We start from the raw sequence: 21,762 nt of genomic DNA, 5'->3' as shown, positions 1-21,762 counted from the left end.
ATCTTAACTAGGATGCGATATCAACGCTTTCGTTCTGATCTTGGGTAACTCGCAAAACCTCTTCCAGCGATGTTTCACCGGCAGCCACTTTGCGCAATCCATCTTCAAACAGCGTTAGCATGCCGCTTTTACGCGCAGTTTCATGCAACTGGGTGGCATCATAGCCCGCCTGAATAGCTCTGTGCATCGCACCATCCATAACAAACAATTCATGAATAGCGGTGCGCCCCCGATAACCGGACTGCTTACACTCAGAGCAACCTTGCGGCACATAAATTTGTGAGTTGCCCTCGGCCAAAAAGCGATCCAGACCAAGCCGTTTAGCCTCTGCCATATCAACCGTTTGCCCAGTTCGACAGCTTTTACACAAAGTGCGAACCAAACGTTGCGCCAAAACGCCATTGACCGACGATGTAATGAGGTAGCGCTCGATCCCCATATCCTCTAAGCGGGTAATAGCACCGGCGGCGGTATTGGTATGCAACGTTGAAAGCACCAAGTGCCCTGTTAACGCCGACTGCACCGCGATCTGAGCGGTTTCGCCATCGCGCATCTCACCGATCATGATGATGTCCGGGTCTTGTCGCAAAATGGCCCGCAAAGAGCGCGCAAACGTAAGCTCAATTTGCGACTGAACCTGAATCTGGTTTACACCATCAAGCTGATACTCAACCGGATCTTCTACCGTAATGATTTTGAGCTCGCTGGCATCAAGGGTTGCCAAAGAGGCGTACAGAGTGGTTGTCTTACCCGAGCCGGTGGGCCCGGTAACCAGCAAAACCCCGTGGGGCTTGGCCAGTAAATGACGGTAGCTCTTTAGTGTGTTGCTAGAAAAGCCCATACTCTCAAGGCTTAACTGGATACTCTCGCGGTCAAGCACCCGCATAACAATACTTTCACCGTGTACCGTTGGGATGGTAGACACCCGCAAATCAAGCTCGTGCCCCTTAACCCGGGTCATGATTCGGCCATCCTGAGGCAGGCGACGTTCGGCGATGTTCATGTGAGCGAGCAACTTAATACGCGATGCAATAGCGGGCGCAAGCTCAAGCGCCGGGGCGTCAGGCGTATCCTGAATCACACCATCTACGCGATAGCGCAAGTGCAAAGCTCCGTCAAACGGCTCCACATGAATATCTGAGGCACCTAAATCCAGCGCCCGATGGATAATTTGATTCACCAGGCGAATGACCGGCGCCTCGCTGGCCAGGTCTTTTAAGTGCTCGACAAACTCGTCATCATCCACCCCACCAAGAGTGGCCTCATCTGCGTCGTCTTCATCTTCACCGGTCACCTGACGGGCATTCAGGGCACTGGCCACATCAGCCTCTAGCCCCAGATGCACCGCTACTTGACCGCCCAGAGCCATCTTAAGCGCTTTTTGAATATAGTCGTCTTGCGGTACAACCGATACAAACTGCCAGAGATTAGCGGCCTCAGAGGGAGCCGATACGGGCGCCACGCCATTGCTCAGTAAAAAACTCTCGGACAACTGGGCAACCTCGATAGGCTCCGCCGGGTAATCCGACTCAGTGAGTAGCCGCACACCTAACAGATCAACCAAGGCGTGCGCCACATCCTGCTCGGCGACGAGGCCAAGTTTAACCAACACCTGCCCCAAATAGCCGCCCATCTCCGACTGAGCTAAAAGTGCACGCTCGACATCCCGCGCCGACAGCTTGTTACGTTCAACTAACCACTCGCCTAACATCATAGCTCGTATGCACACCTGTTATTCACCGCACAACTCTCACGCATTACTTACCCTACCGTTGGCCGCAAACTTACAGTAAGTCTGGATCCACATATTCCAGTTCAAGCGCCTTGAGATTCTCTTCATTCAATTCAAACTCTTTGGGCGAGCGGGCCTCCAGAGTCAATTGTGTTCTCAAGTCAGAATCCATACCTTTTTGCAACTTAGCGATAATACGCTCTTTTACTTCTTCAAAGGGCAATGTTCCGGCCGGACGTTCGCCATCAAGGCGAATAATATGATAACCATAGCGGGTTTTAACCGGATCGCTTAAATCGCCTACCTCTTCCATAGCAAACGCTGCATCAGAAAAAGGCTTAACCATGCGCTCTGGCGCAAAATAGCCGAGCGAGCCTTGCTGCTCTAAAGAGCCATTATCGTCAGAGTACTGCTGAACCAACTTCTCAAAAGATTCTCCATCTTTAAGCAGCGCTTGTACTTCATTAATACGCGCCAGCGCTTGCTCGTCGTTACGCTCCTTAGAGACCGCCACAAGAATGTGCGAGACGCTTACCTGGGCCGGGCGTTGATAGCTAGCTTTATTGGCCAAATATTCCTCTTTGGCCAACGCATCCCAATTGGTTTTAGCCATTTGCTCAGCAACCGTATCATGCACATAACGGTTATAAAGCTGACGGTCACGCTCAACATCCAGCGCCCACTGCATCTGCTCATCAACGCTTACACCTTGCTCTTTTGCCATGTTGGCCAGCACGCGAATGGTCATTAAGTTTTCCATTAACCGCGGCACGACGCCGGGCTCGGTAAAACGCTCGGCAGGCAAACCGTGATCAATCCGCTCCTTCACATAGTGGCGCATATCCCCGACGGTAATGGTTACATCACCAGTGGTTAGCAACACATCATCGGCCGTAATATCTTTAGCCGCAACCGTATTACTGACTAAAAAACCGACCAACGCAAAACTGGCAATTGCTGACTTCATTTGCATATTTAGAACCTTTATCCAAACAATGTTACGAGACTCAACTAATAAAGAAAAACGACTTACCAAAAAGCTACACCCGCAACCCCCTTTGCGAATCCAACCCTCTAGAAAGGCGGGCATAGTAACACGCCCCTCTATCCGTCACGACTTTAGCGGCACCTACAGTCAACCAAAACATCAGCTATAGGCGAAACCATGACATATCGCTTCAAAGACAACATATCATTAGCAACGTTCTACCTGGATTGGAACAAAGAAAGAGAACTCAGAAAACTCTTGCCACAAACAATAAAGGCGGACGCCCAGAGGACGCCCGCCTTTGTCACAACCAAAGTGTTTTAATCAAAAGCTTTGGTGATAGAGCGGTATATCGGACAGCCACTGGAACTACTGCATCCTGAGCTCTGTATATTTAGGTAATATTGTTTGTTAGTTTCAAGCTTACAGTAACCACGACGAGACCCTTGCGACATATTAAGCCCTGTCACCTCAGAACCTACACCATGGCAGAATGATACTTTTTGCGAAACCGGCTGACCCGGACACTCAGTAACCCAAGCCTCCATGTTGATGTTGGTGACACCAATTGTCGCAGCAAAATCAACCTTATTCGCCTCAGTCACACTTCCCGATGTTTGAAAGGGCATTGAAGTTATACCATCTTTAATCAGAATACGCTGCTGGCCCAGTGATGTCCCATAAGCATAAGTATTATCCCGACCAACACCGCCAGGCCAAGCACCACACGCACTATCAGGTACAGTACTAGAACTAGACGAGCTGCTTGAGCTGGACGACGAAGAGCTAGGCACACTGCTAGAAGAGGACGAAGACTCAGAACTGTTAGAGCCGCCACCACCAGTAGTAGTAACCACAACACTGAGATCCTGGCCGGTCGAGTTAATCGTTAAGGTATCAACATTAACAGTCTCACCATCAATAGTGAGGGATGCTGCCGTTGCAAACCCAGCGGTACATACAGCGCTTACACACGCCGCAACCAATAATTTTTTCATATTCACCCTCGTATGAAACGTATGTGCCTTCTTAGAGGCATAGTTTTGCCGTTTTTTTGGCGTCAACTCAAGACTTGCAGGTTTTAGGCCAAAGGTTTAAAGCTAACGCTTAAAAACAATCAATTTTATTATATTCGCACATCTGCAAATACCCAATCCCTATTAGGCAAAACTTAGAGCTAGTTGTCAATTTTTTGTACAATTTACAACAACTTTTTGCAATTTTAGGGCAAAAAAAACGCGGCCCGAGGGCCGCGTTTTAGCTACACAATATCTAAGCTGCTATTAAGGAGCAACAGGAGCGATATCGCGAGTGTACTTGTGCACAACTGTGCCAGCGTAGTTCGCCAACACACCGCCTTCCAAAGTACCGTTTTCGAACTTCTGTACTGCAAAACCAACTACTGGTAAACCAGTAAAGGTGTTTGCATCACCAGAAATCTCACGTGGCTCTCGATCACCAGCACTTTCACCTGGGTAGAGCGGATTGGTAAGATCAATAGTGGCCCAACCGTGCTCATAACCATCTTCCAGGTTCAAGCCGTAGGTCAGGTTCTCAGATGAATCCAGAACGCTGCCGCCATTGATTGTCATGATGCTAACTTCAGTACAGAACTGGAAGCCATCAGGAGTTTCAGTAACCTGCGGAGGCAGTGGCGAGAAGTCGATTTCGCCCGGAACTACTGGAGCAGTCGGGAAAGCTTCTTCACGATCGTAGTACTCAATGTCAATATGCTCACACGCTGTGGCGCCATCCCAAGGAGCGTTGAACGGAGCCAGAGCGATTGGCTCTTCAAAGTCATCAGAAGTATCACCCGGGGTGCCGTTATCATTGGTAACAGTCTGGCCATTCACGTAGAAACGCTTGGTGGGCATAGTGATAACCCAGTCAGTTTCTGCGTTCAGAACTTCATCCAGCACGTAGTCGTTAGACAGAGTGTCACGCATAAACAGCGAGCTCACAGTGTCTGCAGTACCAGCAGTAAAATTGTTGGTCGCAACAGAACCCGCACCAGCCACTTCGTCGTAATAGAACACGTCAGAGATCGGCAGAGCCTGAACCAAAGATGGCAGAACGCTACCAGTCGCCTGATTCAACTGAGTATCAATGAAATCATCAACCGCAACAGCATCATAAGTGGCGTTGGTGCCTTCAGCTACGTCGATGATAGACGCGTAACCGTACAGACCGCCGGTAGGAGCAATAACACCTACAGAAGGATCCTCATCCCAAACACCGCCGTCGTTCCAAGCGTTGCGAACCAGATCACAGCTGCGCGGCACACCATCAACGTGGGTCACGGCAGCAGCCGCGTTGAAAGAATCATCAACGTCGTCGGCCGGATCAGAATCTGCCACGTTGCCGATTTCACCCATTTCGATCACTTCTACGTAACCTTCGCGGGTACGAGACAAGCTTTTGTTGGTATCGCTTGACTCGACTGGCTCAGCACCAGAGTTGTCCACTGCATAAGCAAAGTTACGGAAGTCTTCACCTTCTGCATCAATTGCAGGAGCGGTACAAGAGGTATCGTTGGTAACGATTTTAGCAGGCAACTCACCATCGCCAGTGCTCCAAGGCAAAGAGCCATCGTCAGCATTTTCTGACATAGCAACCGCACCAGACCAGTGATCGTAAGGAGACAGGTACAGGTTAAAGTCGAGAACCTCTTGGCTGTTCTCGCCTTCCAGGAAACGAACCTTAACGGCTTTAGCTTCGCCGGTGGTGTTTACCAGGTTGATGTTAGTGAAGTTACCACCGTTAACGGTGTAGTAAGGGAAAATCAGCACCTGGCCCAGGCCGTCTGAATTCAGGTAAGCCGCTTGAGCAGCACCTGATGCACCAGCCAGTCCCGCCAGCATTGCCAAAGGTAGAAGTTTTTTCTTCATTGTCTAGCTCCTAGATTTACAAAGTATCGTATTGTTTTCTGTAAGCGGGCGCGCTACCGCGACCCTATAAACTCGATTTACCACCAGCACATGACCGGCCAGATGCTCGACGAACACCCAATCGCGTTCTAAATTAACACACCCTTTAAACCATAACAATAGCAAAACAAGGTGATTTTGGGCACATAGCTGCCGCCAGAAACGCGCCAAAATCAAAGTTAGACCAAGATCACACTCGGCCAATCAATTTGACTCTATACGCGCCCGTCAACCCACAAGTGGCCTGACCTTATTCCGACGACCGCAGTTTACCCGCACAAAGCGCCTCAGGGAAGCCCCATCAGAAAAAATATCCCCGGCACCGCGGGCAAGCATGTGTCACCGCTCCGGCAAACTATAAGCGAATTTCGTTCCAGCTGCGCTGCTATACTTGTTGCGCCGATTCGCGCAGGCGCCCGATAACCTCTTGGTAGTCTGGCGCGTTAAATATGGCCGAACCCACCACAAAGGTATCCGCCCCCGCTCGCGCAACATCGGATATATTGTGCACTTTAACGCCACCGTCGACCTCCAGGCGAATAGCCAGCCCCGAGTCATCGATCAGGGCACGCGCCTCGCGCAACTTATCCAACGAGTACGGAATAAACGCCTGCCCACCAAACCCCGGGTTAACCGACATAATAAGCAGCAAGTCGAGCCGCGATAACACCTGCCGCGCCACGCTGACTGGCGTACCCGGGTTTAACACCAGGCCCGCTTTGCACCCCAAATCGCGAATTAACTGTAACGAGCGATCCAAATGGCGGGTAGCCTCGGGGTGAATGCTTATAAAAGAAGCGCCTGCCGCCGCAAACGCCTCGATAGTCGCATCCACCGGCTCCACCATAAGGTGCACATCGATAGGCGCCGTAACACCGTGATCACGCAACGCCTGACACACCATTGGCCCGACCGTCAGGTTAGGCACATAGTGATTATCCATCACATCCAAATGAATCATATCCGCCCCGGCGAGCAGCACATCATCACACTCAGCACCCAAGCGGGCAAAGTTAGCACTCAGCACCGAGGGTGCTATTAATATCTCCTGAGCCACTGGCCCTCCCATCATTTATTAGCTGCCGGCAGCACAAGTACCGCCTATGCATATTTTGTCACTCTGTTACGGTTTGCGTCACCCAGCAGCCTACAGCTGCGCATAGCAATCGACTGGGGTATCCAGCATAATCCGAGCCAGCTACCTCTTATCAATTTGAGTTTGTTACACCCATGCACACCTTTATACCCACACTGCACGGACTAAGAGGCATTGCCGCCATGGCGGTGGTGCTTTTTCACTGGGATGCACTATTCCCCTCCTTTAGTGAAAAATTTGGCACTCTCACACTTGCCGGCAGCCAGTGGAACCTATTTATGCAGATTGAGTTCGGCTGGCTGGGCGTGCCGCTGTTTTTTGTGTTATCGGGCTACCTATTGGGCGGCCAACTAAAACAACAGGAACTGACGGGGGCAAATTTACGCCACTTTTGGCGACGCCGTATTTTACGTATTTACCCGGCAGTCTGGTTGCAACTGGCCATACTAGCTCTAGCCTCCTGCTGGCTACCGAGCCTCTTCCCCGCAACCTCAGCGCCCGAGTTGATCCGCAATGCACTGCTGTGGGTCAACATGCCCCCCTGGATGACCAGGCCAATCAACGGCATGTGGTGGACCCTCCCCATCGAGCTATCCTTCTACATCGCACTACCACTGTTAATTCTACTACAGCGGAAAATAGGCTGGGTCGCCACAACTATCACCTGCGTTGCACTGGCCATCATTTGGCGCTACGGCGCCATAGAAGCGCTCCAAGCTGACCATTATGCACAGCACTTACCGGTTCTCGATATGCTGCCAGGCAGTATATCGTCATTTGGTGCCGGGTTTGCCATCAGCTTTTTAAACCTCCGCTGGAGCAAGCAACAGTGGTGCGCCACCTGCATTGGTGCAATGGGTGTGTATTTAGCACTTGAGTACTGGCTGCTGAGCTATAAAGAAGTGTACTGGAGCGGTCACTGGCTACTGATTATCTGGCCCCCTTTGATTGGACTCACGACTGCCGCACTGGTGTATTGTGCTATTCACCCACAATGCCGCGGCATAATATTGGGGAGCCGACCTTTAGTATGGCTAGGGGAGATTAGCTTTGGAATTTACCTGTGGCACTTTCCGGCACAACAAGCGCTTCTATCAATTGCACCCGACTACTGGAGCACTCCCGCCACCAGCGCTTTAGCACTTACCCTTTGCCTACTCATAACACTACCACTGGCAGCAATAAGCTATTACTGGGTCGAAAAACCTATTATGGGCTGGCGCAAAACCCGATCAACCTAATCGCCGCCGAGGCGCTACCCCTGCAGCGCCGCCAACCGCTCGGGCGTACCCACGTCGCTCCAGACTCCTGTGTAGACCTCGGCCGAAAGTCGATCGTTAACCGCCACTTCGCGGAACACTTCTGCCAGGCCAAAGCAGGCTCTGCGCTTGGGGTACTCCAGCACCAGCTTTGGCGCCAGCAGGCTAACACCGGCAAAGGTATACCCCTCTCGCCCCCCCAATAGCTGCAAACGGCCGCGCCCATTGACATCAAAGTCGCCTGTTGGCTTAAAGTCAGGGTTGGGCACCAACACCAACCGACCAAGGTCACCCGCCCCCAGCGGCGCCTTAAGCAAACCACTAAAGTCGAAGTCGGTAAACACGTCGGCATTGAGCAAAATAAACGGCGCATCCCCCAATAGCTCTTGCGCATGTAAGATAGCACCGCCCGTTTCCAGGGGCTCTGGCTCGCTGGAGTAAGCCACCTGTAACCCCCACGCAGCACCATCGCCAACGTATTCCTGAATTTGCGACCCGCGGTAGGCGAGATTAATGATCACCTCGGTTACACCGGCGCGAGCCAAGGCCTCTAGGTGATAAGCAATAAGCGGCTTACCGCGAACCGGAATCAGGGGCTTAGGCAGGGTGTCCGTTAAAGGCCGCATGCGTTTACCCAGACCCGCCGCCAATATCATAGCCTTCACAGCAAGCTCCTTACGTCTACATCAAAAGGCGGCTGCGGGCAGTACCAGCTTTGCGCCTCGCACGCCGGCACAATCCGCGCTCGAAACCAGGCGGCAAAATCCTGCAGCTCTGGGTACAGATCGGCCACCTCTTGTACATAGCCAATCACCCGGGGTAAATCCGGCAAATAATTCGATTTGCCATCACGCAGGTGCAACCGGGCAAAAATACCCAGTACCTTTATATGGCGCTGCAGTCCCATCCAGTCGAAGTCGCATAAGAAGTCATCGGCGGAAGTACGCGTCATAATGCCGGCATCCAAGGCCATGTCACCGTAGGCCAGCGCCCAACGGCGCACCTCGGCCGGGGGCAAACGCACATAACAATCGCGTAGCAAAGAGGCCAGATCGTAAGTCACAGGCCCCACTACGGCATCCTGAAAATCGATCACCCCCAAGCTACCGTCGGCCTTAACGAGTAAATTGCGCGAGTGGAAGTCTCGGTGCATCACCACTTGCGGCTGCGCAAGCGCCCGAGCGACCAATCGCCCGAACACAGAGTCCAGCATGGCGACCTCATCGGCACTCAACGTTAAACCCAGTAGCGGCCCAACAAACCACTCAGAAAACAGGCCCAGCTCGCGGCGAATAAAAGCCTCATCAAAAACCGGCAACACAGCGGCATCTGCAGGCGCCTGAGCAATGGCCAGCAAAGTAAACAGCGCCTCACCGTAGAGCATAAGGGCATTATCACCGTCTAACTCAGCACCAAACTCGCGCCGCCCAAAGCTTTCGACCAGTACAAACCCTTGTTCAAGGTCCACCGCGGCCACTTGAGGCACAGCCACGCCGCAGGTGCGCAACAACTCAGCCACATTTAAAAACTGCCGGGTATTTTCGGTAGCCGGGGGGGCGTCAACGGCCAGTAGCGCAAAAGCGTCAGCAATGTTGTAGTAGCGCCTAAAACCGGCATCACCGGAGCGGCGCGTTAAGGTTACTGGCTGCTGTAAAACCTCTCCAACCCACTGTTTTAGGGCAATTTCTCGCTCTCGCTCACTATTCAAACAACCGCACTCCAAGGTAAACCTTTACACTTTCGGCTTAAAATCCTACAGACTAGCAAACTATCTGTCAGCTCACCCTCAATTTACCATTACCAAACTGCAATTACTGCAGCTTTTGCCCCGTGCTTACTCTTTGCCATGCACCCAACGGCACCACCGCCTTAGCGTGTGAATTCGGTTTCCCTAGATGCGCGTTAATGCAGTAGAATGACCGCCTTATATGCGCCGCGGCGAGCGCCTGCTCGCTCGCGATCAAGCGCATTGTCGTATCAGGGCGCCCGTTATTTAAGGATAGTAGAGACCTCTCAATGGCCGATCGAGACCATCACCTCCGTCACCGTTTGCAACGCACCGCCGAATCACCTGGCCTAAAGTTGTCTACTTTTAAAGAAGCGACACTGACCTTTTTAGCGCTCTCGGCGCTAAGCCAGCCCGCTCTCGCCGCCGAGCATGAACATGAGGCCAGTTACGGCCGCATCGACTGGGTGCCGCGCGACCAACTGCTGGAGGAGGAGCTTGAAGAGCTTCCCGCCGGCTGCTGTGGCGCTTACGTTAGCCCTTACCAGTCTGACCCGGATGCCTCTACCATTGAAGAGACTGCCATTGAGGCCAATGCCGACCACACCTCCTCTAGCGGCGGACAAACCATTGTCCTTGAAGGCAATGTGGAGCTGCGCCAAGGGGTGCGAATGCTGCGCACTCAGCGTGCCGAGCTAAACACCGAAACCGGAGACTTAACCCTCGACCAAGAGGTGACCATACGCGAAGACGGCCTGTTGATTTTGGCCGATCAGGCAAAAATGCAACGTGATAGCGGTGATGCGCTGATCGACAACGCCGAGTTCGTCCTGCACGAGTCGCGCCTGCATGGGCGCGCCGGCAAGCTCGAAAAGTTTGGCGACCGACTGATACGCTTAAGCGACGGCAGTTTTACCACGTGCGAGCCAGACCACGAGTTTTGGCGTATGGAGGCCTCCGAGGTGGAAATTCACCCGGACGATAGCTACGGCACCGCCAAGCATGCGCGCTTGCTGATTAAAGACGTCCCAGTGTTTTATATGCCGTATTTGGCCTTCCCCATCGGGGATGAGCGTAAAAGCGGCCTGCTGTTTCCGTCGTTTAGCACCAGCTCGCGCAACGGTATCGAGTACGCGCAGCCCATCTACTGGAACATTGCGCCGCAGATGGACGCCACCATTACGCCACGCTATATGGAAGAGCGCGGCACATTATGGGACGGCACCGTCAGGCACATGTCATCGTACTTTTATACCCAGCTCTCTGGCGGTTTTTTGGCCGGCGACAAAGGTGGCTATGATCGCCGCGCTGAAAACGACATTGCCTCGGGCGAGAAAACCCCCGAAGAGGCCTACCCGCACAGGGGTAAAGACCGCTGGATGATCAACCTTGATCAAACCGGCGGCAAGCGCAGTCGCCTGAAAACCCGTATTGACTATACCGATATCAGCGACGCCGATTACCTGCGCGACATTACCAGTAGCGATATCGATGTATCGCGCCAATCGCGCATTGGCAAGTTTGGCGAGGTCAGCTACAGCGGTGACGCCTGGGAGATAGGCGCCAGCGCCGAGGAAATCCGCTATCTAAACGAGAGGAAACAAAAGCCATACAAACAGCTGCCTCACTTGTTTGCCAGTGGCGACTTTCGTTTTGGCGACTGGCAGCTGGACCTCGACAATCAGTTCACCAGTTTTGATGTTACCGAGTATTACGACCGCGCCACTAACCGCCTGGTGGTCGGCGACCGGTTTAACACCGATTACGGGCTAACTTGGGACAAACGCTGGCAGTGGGGCTTTTTTCGCCCGCGTGTGGGCGTAAAAACCCTGAGCTATCAGCTCGAACAAGCCGATTACGACCCGGAAGGGCGAGAGCCAGATGAGGCCATCTACAACGACTCACCATCTCTGGTGGTGCCGCAGGGCAGCATCGATATGGGGATGTTCTTTGAGCGCTTTGGCAACCTCGGTGGCACCGAGTTTATCCAAACCCTTGAGCCCCGCCTGTTTTACTTTTACAGCGACTACGAAGATCACTCCGAAATCTACTCGCCGCTTAACGACAGCAACAAGTACATTGAGTTTGACACCAAGTACGTCACCTTTGATTACAACCAGTTGTTTCGCACCACGCGATTTTCCGGCTACGACCGTATCGACGACGCCAACCAGCTCAGTGCGGGCTTAACCAGCCGGTTTATCTCTCCGGTAACCGGGCTCGAGCACCTGGAGCTGAGCGTGGGCCAGATTTACCGCTTTAAGGCGCCTCGCGTCGCCCTTAACCCCAATCGCCAACCCGAGGAAGAAACCTACGCCGAGTCTGAGTTTGCCGGTCGTATCGCCGCCCGGGCGGGGGATTACCTGCAAGCGAGCGGCGATGTGCTGTACGATCAGCATAAAAGCGAAGTGTCTAATGCCAGCGCCACCATTGAATACGCCGATGACTCAGATCGCCTGGTAAGCGTTACTTACACCTACAAACGCAATGTGCGCGAGCTGGATATTGACGACGAGGTAGATCCAGCGCTGCGGCTTGACCGCAGCCGTAACCAGCTGGATGTGGGCGCCTTTATCCCGGTAAGCAATAGCTGGAGCCTTATCGCCCGGGCCAACTACGATTTAACCTACGAGCAGGAACTCGACACCTTTGCCGGGTTCGAATACAGCGACTGCTGCTACCGGGTACGCCTGGTGTGGCGCAAATGGCTAAATTTTGACTACAACGACAGCACGGTGCTAGAAACAGTAGAGCCAGACGATTATGACGATGGTATTTTTATCGACATACAGCTCAAAGGACTGGCCAGCATCAGCGAGCGCGTTGGTAGCCTGTTGGGTAAAACCATTTTGGGCTACGACGAACGCGAACAAAACTTACGATAAACAAACAGTGATCACTATGAAAAAAGCAAGCTTGGCAGCCCCTCTCATCCAATGGGTTGGCACCCTCACAATCAGCGTTGCCGCGTCTCTCGCACAGGCAGAAACCCAGATTCTCGACCGCGTGATTGCCGTAGTCGATCAGGGCGTGGTTTTGCAAAGCGAGTTTGATGAACGTAAAAACTCTGTTTTACAGCGGCTTCAGGGGCAGTACGAACAACTTCCGCCCATGGACGTACTGGAGCAACAAATTCTCGACCAGCTGATTCTAGAGCAGCTGCAGCTGGAGGAGGCCAGCCGCTATGGCATGGAGATATCCGACCAGCAACTGAACCAAACACTGCAGCAAATCATGGCCAACAACGGCTTTTCGTCGCTCGACGAGCTAGCGGCCGACCTCGCCAGCGAGGGCATGTCGCTTGAGCAGTTACGCGAAAAAATACGCCGTGACCTATTGATCAATCAGGTTCAGCAAGGCGTGGTCAATAACCGGATTCGGGTTACCGAGCAAGAGATCAACAACTTTCTCGCCTCTAGCGACGGTAAATTTGCCACCTCGCCCGACTATCACCTGGGCCATATCCTGATCAGCGTTGCCTCTTCTGCCAGCCCGGACGATGTGGCTGAGGCCGAAACCAAAGTCAATAACATTTACCAGCAGCTGCAAAACGGCGAGAGCTTTAGTCAAATGGCCATCGCTCACTCAAACGACCAAACGGCTCTGGAGGGGGGCGATCTTGGCTGGCGCAAACTGGCGCAATTGCCCGAGCTGTTTAGCGACGTGGTAAGCGATCTCGACGTAGGCGAAGTGTCCGAGCCGATTCGCTCGGGGGCCGGTTTTCACCTGATTAAAAACATCGAGCAGCGCGGCGGCGGCGAGCAATTGGTGCAACAAACCAAAGCCCGTCACATCCTGATCAAGACCTCCGAGATCATGGACGATGAAACCGCCAAAGAAAAGCTCACCGAGCTTAAAGCCCAAATTGAAAACGGTGCCGACTTTGCCGAGCTCGCCCGGGAAAACTCTGAGGATATCGGCTCGATGCTCGAAGGCGGCGATTTAGGCTGGGCCAGCCCCGGCATGTTTGTGCCGGCGTTTGAAAATGCCATGGCCACCACCGAAATCGATGAAATTACCGGCCCTTTTAAAAGCCAGTTTGGCTGGCACATACTGCAGGTTACCGACCGCCGCCAAGAAGACATGAGCGATGTGGTGATTCGCAACAAGGCCGCCCAAATGATGCGCGAGCGCCGCTTTGACGAAGAGCTGCAGGTGTGGCTACTAGAGCTGCGTGAAAATGCGTATCTCGACATCAAGGGCGTCGACGAAGACAGCGACGATACCGAAGAGGACAGCGGCGCTTAATGAGCCGACCTATCGCACGCATCGCCATCACCCCCGGGGAGCCCGCAGGCATTGGCCCCGATTTAGTGCTGGCGCTAAGCAAAGCCGCGGGCCCCGACGAGCTGATCGTTATCGCCGACCCGGCACTGCTCAAGGCGCGCGCCGAGCTGTTAGGGGTTAGAGTTGATATCGTCACGGTTAACGCTGACGACCCAGCCCGTACCCCGAGCGCCGGAACGCTGCATGTATTGCCGGTCGCGCTGGCCGCTCCGGTCATACCCGGTACGCTCAATAGCGATAACGCAAACTATGTACTTAGCACTCTCGATGCCGCCATTGACGGCTGCCAAGCCGGGCATTTTGATGCACTGGTAACGGGCCCTGTACACAAGGGCGTTATCAACGACGCCGGCGTCGCCTTTAGCGGACACACCGAATACCTCGCTGAGCGCACCGCTACGGCCCGCGTCGTTATGATGCTCGCCACCGAAGGGTTGCGAGTGGCTCTGGCCACAACGCATATTCCTCTCCGGGAAGTGGCCGATGCGATCACCGGCGCATTGCTGCGAGAAATTATTAGCATTACCGCGCACGACTTGCAGCGTAAATTTGGCATTGCCCAGCCGCGAATTTTGGTGTGCGGATTAAACCCCCACGCCGGCGAAGGCGGGCACCTGGGCCACGAAGAAATCGACACCATCGAGCCGCTGCTGACAAGCATGCGCGCGGAGGGCTACGATTTAACCGGGCCATTGCCGGCCGACACCCTTTTTACGCCTAAATACCTGCAAAATGCCGATGCTGTGCTGGCCATGTACCACGACCAGGGTTTGCCGGTGCTTAAGTATCAAGGCTTTGGCCGGGCGGTTAATATTACCCTGGGCCTGCCCATCATTCGCACGTCGGTCGACCACGGCACAGCGCTCGATCTGGCCGGTACAGGCAGTGCCGATCACGGCAGCTTGCTAACCGCCATCGATTACGCCCAAACCATGATTCACGCCCGGCGCGAGACCAACCAATGAAATCATCTTTTACCCCCGGCTCGCCCCATCGCGCGCGCAAACGATTTGGCCAAAACTTTTTAGTTGATCACGGCGTGATTCAGCGTATAGCCAGTACCATACGCCCGCGCCCGGGCGAGACTATCGTTGAGATTGGCCCCGGCCAAGGCGCCCTAACCGAGCCTCTGGTGGCCAGCGCCGACACCCTACATGTCATCGAGCTTGACCGGGATCTAGTCCCTTGGTTGCGGGTGCGCTTTGAAAAATACCCTGGGTTTACGCTACATCAGGCCGACGCGCTAAAGTTTGACTTTGCCAGTCTTGAGGGCACCGACAAGCCATTGCGGATTGTCGGCAACCTACCCTACAACATCTCAACCCCGCTGATATTTCATCTGATCAGCTTTGCCGATAAAGTGCAGGACATGCACTTTATGCTGCAAAAAGAGGTGGTCAAACGGCTCGCCGCCAGCCCCGGCGAAAAAGCCTTTGGCCGGCTGTCGGTGATGGTGCAATACTACTGTCGGGTAGAGCCATTGTTTGACGTACCACCTGGCTCGTTTGACCCGGCGCCCAAAGTCGATTCGGCCATTGTGCGTATTACGCCTTATCGCGAACTGCCGCACACGGTAGGCAATATTAAAACACTGGAGAAGCTCGTTACGGCAGCCTTTGGGCAGCGCCGTAAAACTCTGCGCAACGCCCTTAAAAGCATTCTCGATGTAGCTGATATGGACGAACTACCCGTGGACATCACAAAGCGAGCCGAGCAACTCACCATGGCCGAGTTTATCGCCCTGAGTGATGCCATCGACGAGCGCCTAAAGGACTCTAAGTACAGCGAACATGACTCATAACACCAACGCAATGACTAACGATATCGCCATTGAGGTCGACACCGGTTTTTTAGCCGAGCAGTCGCAGCCCGAGCAACAGCGCTATGCATTTCGCTACACGATTACCATCCGCAATCGCGGTCAACAGCCGGCGCAACTGTTAAGTCGTCACTGGGTAATTACCGACGCGAATGATCAGGTACAAGAAGTACAAGGGCTGGGCGTGATCGGAGAACAACCTAACATCGATGCCGGCGACAGCTATACTTACAGCAGCGGAGCGATACTCGCAACGCCTGCAGGCATTATGGAAGGCTCCTATGAGTTTTGCCTGCCGGACGGTCGGCGCTTTAATGCCCCGATCCCGGCGTTTGCCCTGGTGCCACCCGGTGCCCTGCACTGATTCCCTTACATTAACGCGGCTCTAACGTTACCAATAGACCATGAGTACTTACGCCATTGGCGACATACAGGGTTGTCTGGACCCACTGCTAAGACTGTTGGATAAAATTAAATTTGATCCAACGTATGATCGGTTATGGATTGCCGGCGACTTGGTAAACCGTGGCCCCAGTTCGCTTGCCACACTGCGCTATCTTTATTCGCTGGGCAATGCGGTCACCGCCGTGCTGGGCAATCACGACTTGCACTTTATTGCCGTGGCCTACGGCCATAAGCGCAAAAGCTCATTCGACACTCTCGACCAGCTGTTACGGGCCAACGATTGCGACGAGCTCATCGACTGGTTACGCCATTGCAAGCTATTACACACCGACCCGGCACTCGGTTATACCATGGTGCACGCGGGTATCCCGCCTATCTGGAATCTGGAACAAGCCACCGCGCACGCCCGCGAAGTCGAGACCATGCTGCAAAGCGATTACATCAACGACTTTCTGGCCGACATGTATGGCAACAAACCCTGCCAGTGGAAGAACAAGCTGATTGGCAACCCACGGCTGCGTTTAATCACTAACTATTTTACCCGCATGCGCTTTTGCAGTGCAGAGGGTGAGCTAGACCTTAACAATAAAACCGCGGTAAGCAGCAATGATTTTTTGCCCTGGTTTGCGCACCCGCATCACGCCTGCAGCCAAGAGAAGATTATTTTTGGGCACTGGGCGGCGCTTGAGGGGCGGGCTGCAGCAGCCAATGTTATCGCGCTGGATACCGGCTGCGTGTGGGGCGGCTGCTTAACCGCCCTGCGTCTGGAAGACGGCGAGATGTTCCGCACTCGCTGTGCAAAAACATAAGATCAGCTTACAGCTTTGTTCGGTCATTCGAGCACGACTTAAATACCGGTGCCGTTACTGCGATACGATGGTCCCGCTCGTTATCTGTGCTGTTTACTTGTCAGCTTCAGCCACAACACAGTTTCGGCCCGCTTCTTTAGCGCGATACAACGCATCATCGGCGGCTTTAAACAACTGCTCGATAGTGCGCCCACCGGCTAAGGTAGCCACACCAAAACTCGCCGTCACCTGTAAGCTCTGATCAAATTTATGCCCGGCAATCATCACCCGAACTTTCTCGGCAATATGTTGTGCGTAATGAATGCGGGTATTGCGGCATACCAGCACAAACTCCTCGCCGCCCCAGCGGGCAAATAAATCGGTCTCGCGAATATGCTCTTTAACCAAGGCCGATATCCCCGCAAGGATATCATCGCCAACCGCATGCCCATACTGGTCATTGATACGCTTAAAGTGGTCGATATCCATCATCACAATCGACAGCGGCTGAGCACTGTGGCGCCATGCCCAAAGGCCGACTTTGATCGCCTCCTCGATACCGTCGCGATTAAACGCCCCGGTAAGTGAGTCCATTTTTACTTTTGCCTCTAACTCGCGTGAGCGGCTATCCAGCAGCTGATTGACCTCAATCAGCTCTTGCTCGCGCCTCTTGCGTTCCCGAACTTCACCGGTAAGCTCCAGTATCCGATACCCCAGAAACAGCAAAATCAATACAGCCCAGACAACAATAATAGTCAGATACCAGTCCTCGGTATCAAGGCGCTGGCCAATAAACTCAAGTCGGCGCATTACAAAATGATGTTCGCCCGGCAAATGCCCTGACCCGGTCTGCAGCTCAAGAGCCACGGTATTATCAAATTCGGGATGACTTAAATTGGGTGGGATAGCTTTCTCACGCAGCCACCAATTGGCCACAAAAAAGTCGTCAAAGCTAAACTCGTAATAGTTTTGTCCGGGAGTGGGCGAAAATTCTAGCTGATTGTATTTTGTGGTGGTGTCATCGTCCTCACGGCTGTAACGGGGATCATAGTTGCGCAGAAAAATACGGACACTGTCGTTTGGCCCTGTGTAATCGAGCCAAATCTTAACGCGTCGATAACGGCTAAAATCTACCCCCTGCGTATGGCTTGGTGTCAGCTGCACCACAAATCCACAGTGCGGATACGCAAAGCCATTGCGCAAATGACAACGCCATTCGTAGTAATCGCCTGAGTTGGCCAGCAGTTCTACCTCGCTGCGCCCTCCCGACGGGGAGTCGTCGTGCAGCCGGCTGTCAAACCCTTTATCGGGAGTAACCACAAAGGTTTCCAGCAAGACCCACCGCTGCCCCACAATCGCCAACGCCGTCAGTACAACCAGCACGAGCAGCGCTTTTTCAAATCGCATTTTTGTTGGCATAATCGGCCTCGAACCACAGCTAAAAGCGAATGCTCGCTTTAGGTACCAGATTATTTTTATTATAGGGCAGTAAATGCGGCTGTTATCGCCGACCCTGATCCCGGGTGTTAGCGCATTAACCAGACAAGCTTACGGGTCAGCGGGGCACCGTAAGCCATATTCAAGGTCGCTTTCTACGCTTAGCAACGCACTTCTCAGCCTGTATTAGCGTTACTTTACCCTACCCTAATCAATAGGGCGAGCCACCAGCGCGGCCTTATATGGGCTCTGGACGGTAACACGTTAATAGACGGAGGCATTAAAGACAAAACCCAGAGGCGGCTGGACGCCTCTGGGCAAGGGGTTTGAAACTTACACTGAAGCCCGGCTTTAGTAGCCAAGCTCCCACAGATCGTCACAACCGAGCTGATTCTTAAGCCTGCGGCGTTCCAGGCGATCTTCCAGCTGACGCCGTATGGTTAGTTGCCGCAGGTTACTTTCTTTGGCAGTTGCGACTGGAGTATCAGAGTCCAACTCTCTGTCATCATCCAGCAGGGTATCGTCATCGTGATCCACGGACATAAGCTTTACCTCGTAACAATAGCGGAGTCGCGAACAAACATCGATGAGCTGACTAGAGGGCACCCCTAAGCTCACAATCGCTATTTACCACAGTTTTTTGACATTACCTAGCTTTTTTCCTAGGGTCTAAACAGCGATTTGTTTGAGCACTAACGGTTTCCACAATCACCGACGATTAGACACAAGCATCCCCGGTGACTTAACTGCTATAGTGACCTGAAGTGAGGTTCCGACTCTTGAGGTAGTAACAACGCATGACCGAGAAGCTAAATCACTCTGTTGGCTGGCGCGAGTGGGTACATTTACCTGATTTGGGTGATGTGAACATCAAAGCCAAGGTAGACACAGGCGCAAAGACATCCGCTCTACACGCTTTTTTTGTCGAGCCATTTGAGCGCCACGGCGAGCCCTGGGTTCGCTTTGGCCTGCACCCCGTACAAAAGTGTGCAGAGCCAGAGGTGATTTGTGAAGCTCGGGTACACGATCAGCGTGAAGTTACCGACTCGGGCGGGCACAAAGAGGTGCGGTACGTTATTGAGGCGGCGCTGGCGATCGGAGGGCAGACCATCCTGACTGAGATGACTCTGACCAACCGCGACACCATGACATTTCGCATGCTGCTCGGGCGCAACACCTTAAACGGGCACTTTACCGTCGACCCGCAACAGTCATTTCTGTGTGGTGGTGACAAGTTTCAGGCGCCGTGATTCGCTCAATTGCCTCACCAGCGCCGCGCCGCCACCGTTAAATTTAATTAGGACTCTAAATGAAAATTGCCATTTTATCTCGCAATGCAAAACTCTATTCAACCCGCCGATTGATCGAGGCTTGCGAAGCGCGAGGGCACGAGCCTCACGTGATCGACATCCTTAAATGCTATATGGATATCACCCCCTCAAAACCAGCCATTTGGTATCGCGGCCAGGAGCTTGAAGGGTTTGACGCCGTGATTCCGCGTATCGGCGCTTCGGTTACCCACTATGGCCTGGCGGTGATCCGGCAGTTTGAAATGATGGGGGTCTACTGTCTTACCGAGTCTGTAGCGCTAGGGCGCTCGCGGGACAAACTACGCGCGTTGCAACTACTGTCGCGCAAGGGGCTTGGCATGCCTCGTACCAGTTTTGCCCACAATGTTCACAACACCAAAGAGCTGATTCAATTGGTGGGTGGCGCACCTTTGGTCGTTAAGCTCTGTGAAGGCACTCAGGGCCGCGGCGTGGTGCTGGCAGAAACCGCCAAAGCCGCCGAGAGTGTGATCGAGGCGTTTCGCGAATTACGCGCCGAGTTTTTGGTGCAAGAGTTCATCAAAGAGGCTGGCGGCAGTGATATTCGCTGTTTAGTGATCGGCAATAAAATTATCGCCTCTATGCAGCGCACAGCGCCCGATGGCGAGTTTCGCTCTAACCTGCACCGCGGTGGCAGCGCACAGCTGGTCAAACTGCGCCCCAATGAGCGCACCACCGCCATTAAAGCGGCACAAACCATGGGGCTAAAGGTCGCCGGGGTCGACATACTGCGCTCCTCGCGAGGCCCGCTGATTATGGAGGTTAACTCGTCACCGGGCCTGGAAGGTATCGAGGGCGCCACGGGCAAAGACGTCGCCAACGAAATCATTAAATACATCGAGGAGAACGCTCGTCCGCACGCCAACCGAACCAAAGGTAAGGGCTGATCATAGATGGCGCTGAATCATACGGTCACCATCGGCGGTGAGCAGGTCCTGCCGGGGCAGACCAAAAGCATCGATATCCCGCTCGCGGCTATGTACACCCACACCGATGTAGGTTTAACGGTTCATGTGATCAACGGCAAGCGGCCGGGCCCCTGTTTACTGCTTACCGCCGCCGTACACGGCGATGAGATCAACGGGGTTGAGATTATTCGCCAGGTCATCGGCAGCAAACAGCTCAGCAAGCTACGCGGCACGTTGCTGGCGATTCCGGTGGTGAATGTCCACGGGTTTCTTAATCAGTCTCGCTACCTACCCGACGGCCGCGACCTAAACCGCTGCTTTCCGGGCAGCCTAAAAGGCTCTTTAGCGGGCCGTGTGGCTTACACATTAATCGATGAGATTCTGTGCCATGCCAGTCACTGCATCGACTTACACACTGGCGCCCGGCACCGCTCTAACCTGCCGCAAATACGTACGGACTTATCGCAGGCCGATACTCAGGCGCTAGCGCTAGCGTTTGGCTCGCCGGTGATTCTGGATGCGCAGTTGCGCGAGGGCTCACTGCGCCAAGCTGCCGCCGAAAGAGACATTCCATTTTTATTGTACGAGGCGGGTGAGGCGTTACGCTTTGACGAATTTAGTATTCGTGCCGGTACTCGAGGAGTGATTAATATCATGCGCGAGCTGAATATGCTGCCGCGCAAAAGCCGGCCCGCTAAACCCGCCGCCGTCACAATTGCCGACGACAGCCGCTGGGTGCGAGCGCCGCACAGTGGCGTGATGCGATCGATGGTTCGGCTAGGGGCCCGGGTAACCAAAGGCACCGTGCTCGCCTATATTGCCGATCCGGTAGGTTTAGGGCAAAAGGCCGTGCTCGCACCCGCGGACTCGATTGTTATCGGTTTAACTAACTTACCCCTGGTGCACGAGGGCGAAGCGCTGTTTCATTTGGCAAATTACAGCAAAAAGATACATCAGGTCGCCGACCAGGTGGCCAGTTTTCACGACACCTTCGGCACGGCCGGGGATGACGACGAGCCGTTTTTTATTGGTCAGGACGACTCACTGGAAGACTAACACAGG

General features: G+C 53.7%; 19 protein-coding genes. 10 read left to right on the top strand and 9 right to left on the bottom strand.

The features are described from left to right. Positions 1-7: 7 nt before the first annotated feature. The 5 genes from AAC019_RS03555 to rpe form a co-directional block, all read right to left on the bottom strand. Positions 8-1,714 carry an ATPase, T2SS/T4P/T4SS family gene (locus tag AAC019_RS03555; RefSeq protein ID WP_339897189.1) on the bottom strand — a complete coding sequence of 569 codons (1,707 nt, stop codon included), beginning with the start codon at positions 1,712-1,714 and terminating at the stop codon, positions 8-10. 70 nt (positions 1,715-1,784) lie between these two features. Next, entirely contained in the window at positions 1,785-2,705 is a 921-nt protein-coding gene (locus AAC019_RS03550; RefSeq protein WP_339897188.1) for a peptidylprolyl isomerase, read from the bottom strand. Positions 2,706-3,040: 335 nt separating this feature from the next. Then, entirely contained in the window at positions 3,041-3,718 is a 678-nt protein-coding gene (locus tag AAC019_RS03545) for a hypothetical protein (RefSeq protein ID WP_339897187.1), read from the bottom strand. 285 nt (positions 3,719-4,003) lie between these two features. Further along, entirely contained in the window at positions 4,004-5,608 is a 1,605-nt protein-coding gene (locus AAC019_RS03540; protein WP_339897186.1) for a hypothetical protein, read from the bottom strand. 424 nt (positions 5,609-6,032) lie between these two features. Continuing rightward, on the bottom strand, positions 6,033-6,716 hold the full coding sequence (rpe, locus tag AAC019_RS03535; protein ID WP_339897324.1) for a ribulose-phosphate 3-epimerase: 684 nt from the start codon (positions 6,714-6,716) through the stop codon (positions 6,033-6,035). 161 nt (positions 6,717-6,877) lie between these two features. Here rpe and AAC019_RS03530 point away from each other — a divergent pair, with 161 nt between their 5' ends. Beyond that, the gene (locus tag AAC019_RS03530) at positions 6,878-7,984 is read left to right on the top strand and encodes an acyltransferase (RefSeq protein WP_339897185.1); all 1,107 of its coding nucleotides are present in this window, start codon (positions 6,878-6,880) and stop codon (positions 7,982-7,984) included. Positions 7,985-7,998: 14 nt separating this feature from the next. Here the strand turns inward: AAC019_RS03530 and AAC019_RS03525 are convergent, their stop codons facing one another. Both AAC019_RS03525 and AAC019_RS03520 read right to left on the bottom strand, forming a co-directional pair. Continuing rightward, entirely contained in the window at positions 7,999-8,658 is a 660-nt protein-coding gene (locus AAC019_RS03525) for a nucleotidyltransferase family protein (protein WP_339897323.1), read from the bottom strand. Positions 8,659-8,663: 5 nt separating this feature from the next. Continuing rightward, positions 8,664-9,710, bottom strand: a complete 1,047-nt coding sequence (locus AAC019_RS03520; protein WP_339897184.1) for a phosphotransferase — start codon at positions 9,708-9,710, stop codon at positions 8,664-8,666. A gap of 308 nt (positions 9,711-10,018) precedes the next feature. Between AAC019_RS03520 and AAC019_RS03515 the strand changes: the two genes are divergently transcribed. The 6 genes from AAC019_RS03515 to AAC019_RS03490 are packed head-to-tail and all read left to right on the top strand — an operon-like array spanning position 10,019 to position 17,048. After that, on the top strand, positions 10,019-12,613 hold the full coding sequence (locus tag AAC019_RS03515; protein ID WP_339897183.1) for an LPS-assembly protein LptD: 2,595 nt from the start codon (positions 10,019-10,021) through the stop codon (positions 12,611-12,613). A 16-nt stretch (positions 12,614-12,629) separates the two neighbouring features. Further along, complete coding sequence (locus AAC019_RS03510; RefSeq protein ID WP_339897182.1) at positions 12,630-13,976, top strand: peptidylprolyl isomerase; 1,347 nt, start codon at positions 12,630-12,632, stop codon at positions 13,974-13,976. Beyond that, a complete protein-coding gene (pdxA, locus tag AAC019_RS03505) occupies positions 13,976-14,980 on the top strand; it encodes a 4-hydroxythreonine-4-phosphate dehydrogenase PdxA (protein WP_339897181.1) in 1,005 nt (334 codons plus the stop codon). Before AAC019_RS03510 ends, pdxA begins: the two co-directional genes overlap by 1 nt. Beyond that, entirely contained in the window at positions 14,977-15,816 is an 840-nt protein-coding gene (gene rsmA / locus AAC019_RS03500; protein ID WP_339897180.1) for a 16S rRNA (adenine(1518)-N(6)/adenine(1519)-N(6))-dimethyltransferase RsmA, read from the top strand. Before pdxA ends, rsmA begins: the two co-directional genes overlap by 4 nt. A 10-nt stretch (positions 15,817-15,826) precedes the next feature. Further along, on the top strand, positions 15,827-16,198 hold the full coding sequence (gene apaG / locus AAC019_RS03495) for a Co2+/Mg2+ efflux protein ApaG (protein WP_339897322.1): 372 nt from the start codon (positions 15,827-15,829) through the stop codon (positions 16,196-16,198). Positions 16,199-16,238: 40 nt separating this feature from the next. Continuing rightward, entirely contained in the window at positions 16,239-17,048 is an 810-nt protein-coding gene (locus AAC019_RS03490) for a symmetrical bis(5'-nucleosyl)-tetraphosphatase (RefSeq protein WP_339897179.1), read from the top strand. A 93-nt stretch (positions 17,049-17,141) separates the two neighbouring features. Here the strand turns inward: AAC019_RS03490 and AAC019_RS03485 are convergent, their stop codons facing one another. Both AAC019_RS03485 and AAC019_RS03480 read right to left on the bottom strand, forming a co-directional pair. Further along, complete coding sequence (locus AAC019_RS03485; protein WP_339897178.1) at positions 17,142-18,446, bottom strand: GGDEF domain-containing protein; 1,305 nt, start codon at positions 18,444-18,446, stop codon at positions 17,142-17,144. 369 nt (positions 18,447-18,815) lie between these two features. Beyond that, the gene (locus AAC019_RS03480; RefSeq protein WP_339897177.1) at positions 18,816-19,007 is read right to left on the bottom strand and encodes a hypothetical protein; all 192 of its coding nucleotides are present in this window, start codon (positions 19,005-19,007) and stop codon (positions 18,816-18,818) included. A gap of 254 nt (positions 19,008-19,261) precedes the next feature. Between AAC019_RS03480 and AAC019_RS03475 the strand changes: the two genes are divergently transcribed. From AAC019_RS03475 to AAC019_RS03465, 3 genes are read left to right on the top strand one after another with little or no spacing between them, the layout of a single operon-like run. Then, on the top strand, positions 19,262-19,714 hold the full coding sequence (locus AAC019_RS03475; RefSeq protein WP_339897176.1) for an ATP-dependent zinc protease: 453 nt from the start codon (positions 19,262-19,264) through the stop codon (positions 19,712-19,714). A 59-nt stretch (positions 19,715-19,773) separates the two neighbouring features. Beyond that, the gene (rimK, locus tag AAC019_RS03470; RefSeq protein WP_339897175.1) at positions 19,774-20,679 is read left to right on the top strand and encodes a 30S ribosomal protein S6--L-glutamate ligase; all 906 of its coding nucleotides are present in this window, start codon (positions 19,774-19,776) and stop codon (positions 20,677-20,679) included. Positions 20,680-20,685: 6 nt separating this feature from the next. After that, on the top strand, positions 20,686-21,756 hold the full coding sequence (locus AAC019_RS03465) for a succinylglutamate desuccinylase/aspartoacylase family protein (RefSeq protein WP_339897174.1): 1,071 nt from the start codon (positions 20,686-20,688) through the stop codon (positions 21,754-21,756). Positions 21,757-21,762: the final 6 nt, after the last annotated feature.

The sequence above is a fragment of the uncultured Gilvimarinus sp. genome (genome assembly GCF_963975215.1).
Lineage (GTDB): Bacteria > Pseudomonadota > Gammaproteobacteria > Pseudomonadales > Cellvibrionaceae > Gilvimarinus.
This window is presented reverse-complemented; position numbering and strand designations above follow the sequence as displayed.

What these genes read in the sequence shown, in the direction of transcription:
- AAC019_RS03530 (WP_339897185.1), top strand. Translation starts at nt 6,878, where the DNA reads ATGCACACCTTTATACCCACACTGCACGGACTAAGAGGCATTGCCGCC.
- rpe (WP_339897324.1), bottom strand. Translation starts at nt 6,716, where the DNA reads ATGGGAGGGCCAGTGGCTCAGGAGATATTAATAGCACCCTCGGTGCTG.
- AAC019_RS03485 (WP_339897178.1), bottom strand. Translation starts at nt 18,446, where the DNA reads ATGCCAACAAAAATGCGATTTGAAAAAGCGCTGCTCGTGCTGGTTGTA.
- AAC019_RS03555 (WP_339897189.1), bottom strand. Translation starts at nt 1,714, where the DNA reads ATGATGTTAGGCGAGTGGTTAGTTGAACGTAACAAGCTGTCGGCGCGG.
- AAC019_RS03490 (WP_339897179.1), top strand. Translation starts at nt 16,239, where the DNA reads ATGAGTACTTACGCCATTGGCGACATACAGGGTTGTCTGGACCCACTG.
- AAC019_RS03515 (WP_339897183.1), top strand. Translation starts at nt 10,019, where the DNA reads ATGGCCGATCGAGACCATCACCTCCGTCACCGTTTGCAACGCACCGCC.
- AAC019_RS03480 (WP_339897177.1), bottom strand. Translation starts at nt 19,007, where the DNA reads ATGTCCGTGGATCACGATGACGATACCCTGCTGGATGATGACAGAGAG.
- AAC019_RS03545 (WP_339897187.1), bottom strand. Translation starts at nt 3,718, where the DNA reads ATGAAAAAATTATTGGTTGCGGCGTGTGTAAGCGCTGTATGTACCGCT.
- AAC019_RS03475 (WP_339897176.1), top strand. Translation starts at nt 19,262, where the DNA reads ATGACCGAGAAGCTAAATCACTCTGTTGGCTGGCGCGAGTGGGTACAT.
- pdxA (WP_339897181.1), top strand. Translation starts at nt 13,976, where the DNA reads ATGAGCCGACCTATCGCACGCATCGCCATCACCCCCGGGGAGCCCGCA.
- AAC019_RS03540 (WP_339897186.1), bottom strand. Translation starts at nt 5,608, where the DNA reads ATGAAGAAAAAACTTCTACCTTTGGCAATGCTGGCGGGACTGGCTGGT.
- AAC019_RS03550 (WP_339897188.1), bottom strand. Translation starts at nt 2,705, where the DNA reads ATGCAAATGAAGTCAGCAATTGCCAGTTTTGCGTTGGTCGGTTTTTTA.
- AAC019_RS03510 (WP_339897182.1), top strand. Translation starts at nt 12,630, where the DNA reads ATGAAAAAAGCAAGCTTGGCAGCCCCTCTCATCCAATGGGTTGGCACC.
- AAC019_RS03525 (WP_339897323.1), bottom strand. Translation starts at nt 8,658, where the DNA reads ATGATATTGGCGGCGGGTCTGGGTAAACGCATGCGGCCTTTAACGGAC.
- apaG (WP_339897322.1), top strand. Translation starts at nt 15,827, where the DNA reads ATGACTAACGATATCGCCATTGAGGTCGACACCGGTTTTTTAGCCGAG.
- rsmA (WP_339897180.1), top strand. Translation starts at nt 14,977, where the DNA reads ATGAAATCATCTTTTACCCCCGGCTCGCCCCATCGCGCGCGCAAACGA.
- AAC019_RS03465 (WP_339897174.1), top strand. Translation starts at nt 20,686, where the DNA reads ATGGCGCTGAATCATACGGTCACCATCGGCGGTGAGCAGGTCCTGCCG.
- rimK (WP_339897175.1), top strand. Translation starts at nt 19,774, where the DNA reads ATGAAAATTGCCATTTTATCTCGCAATGCAAAACTCTATTCAACCCGC.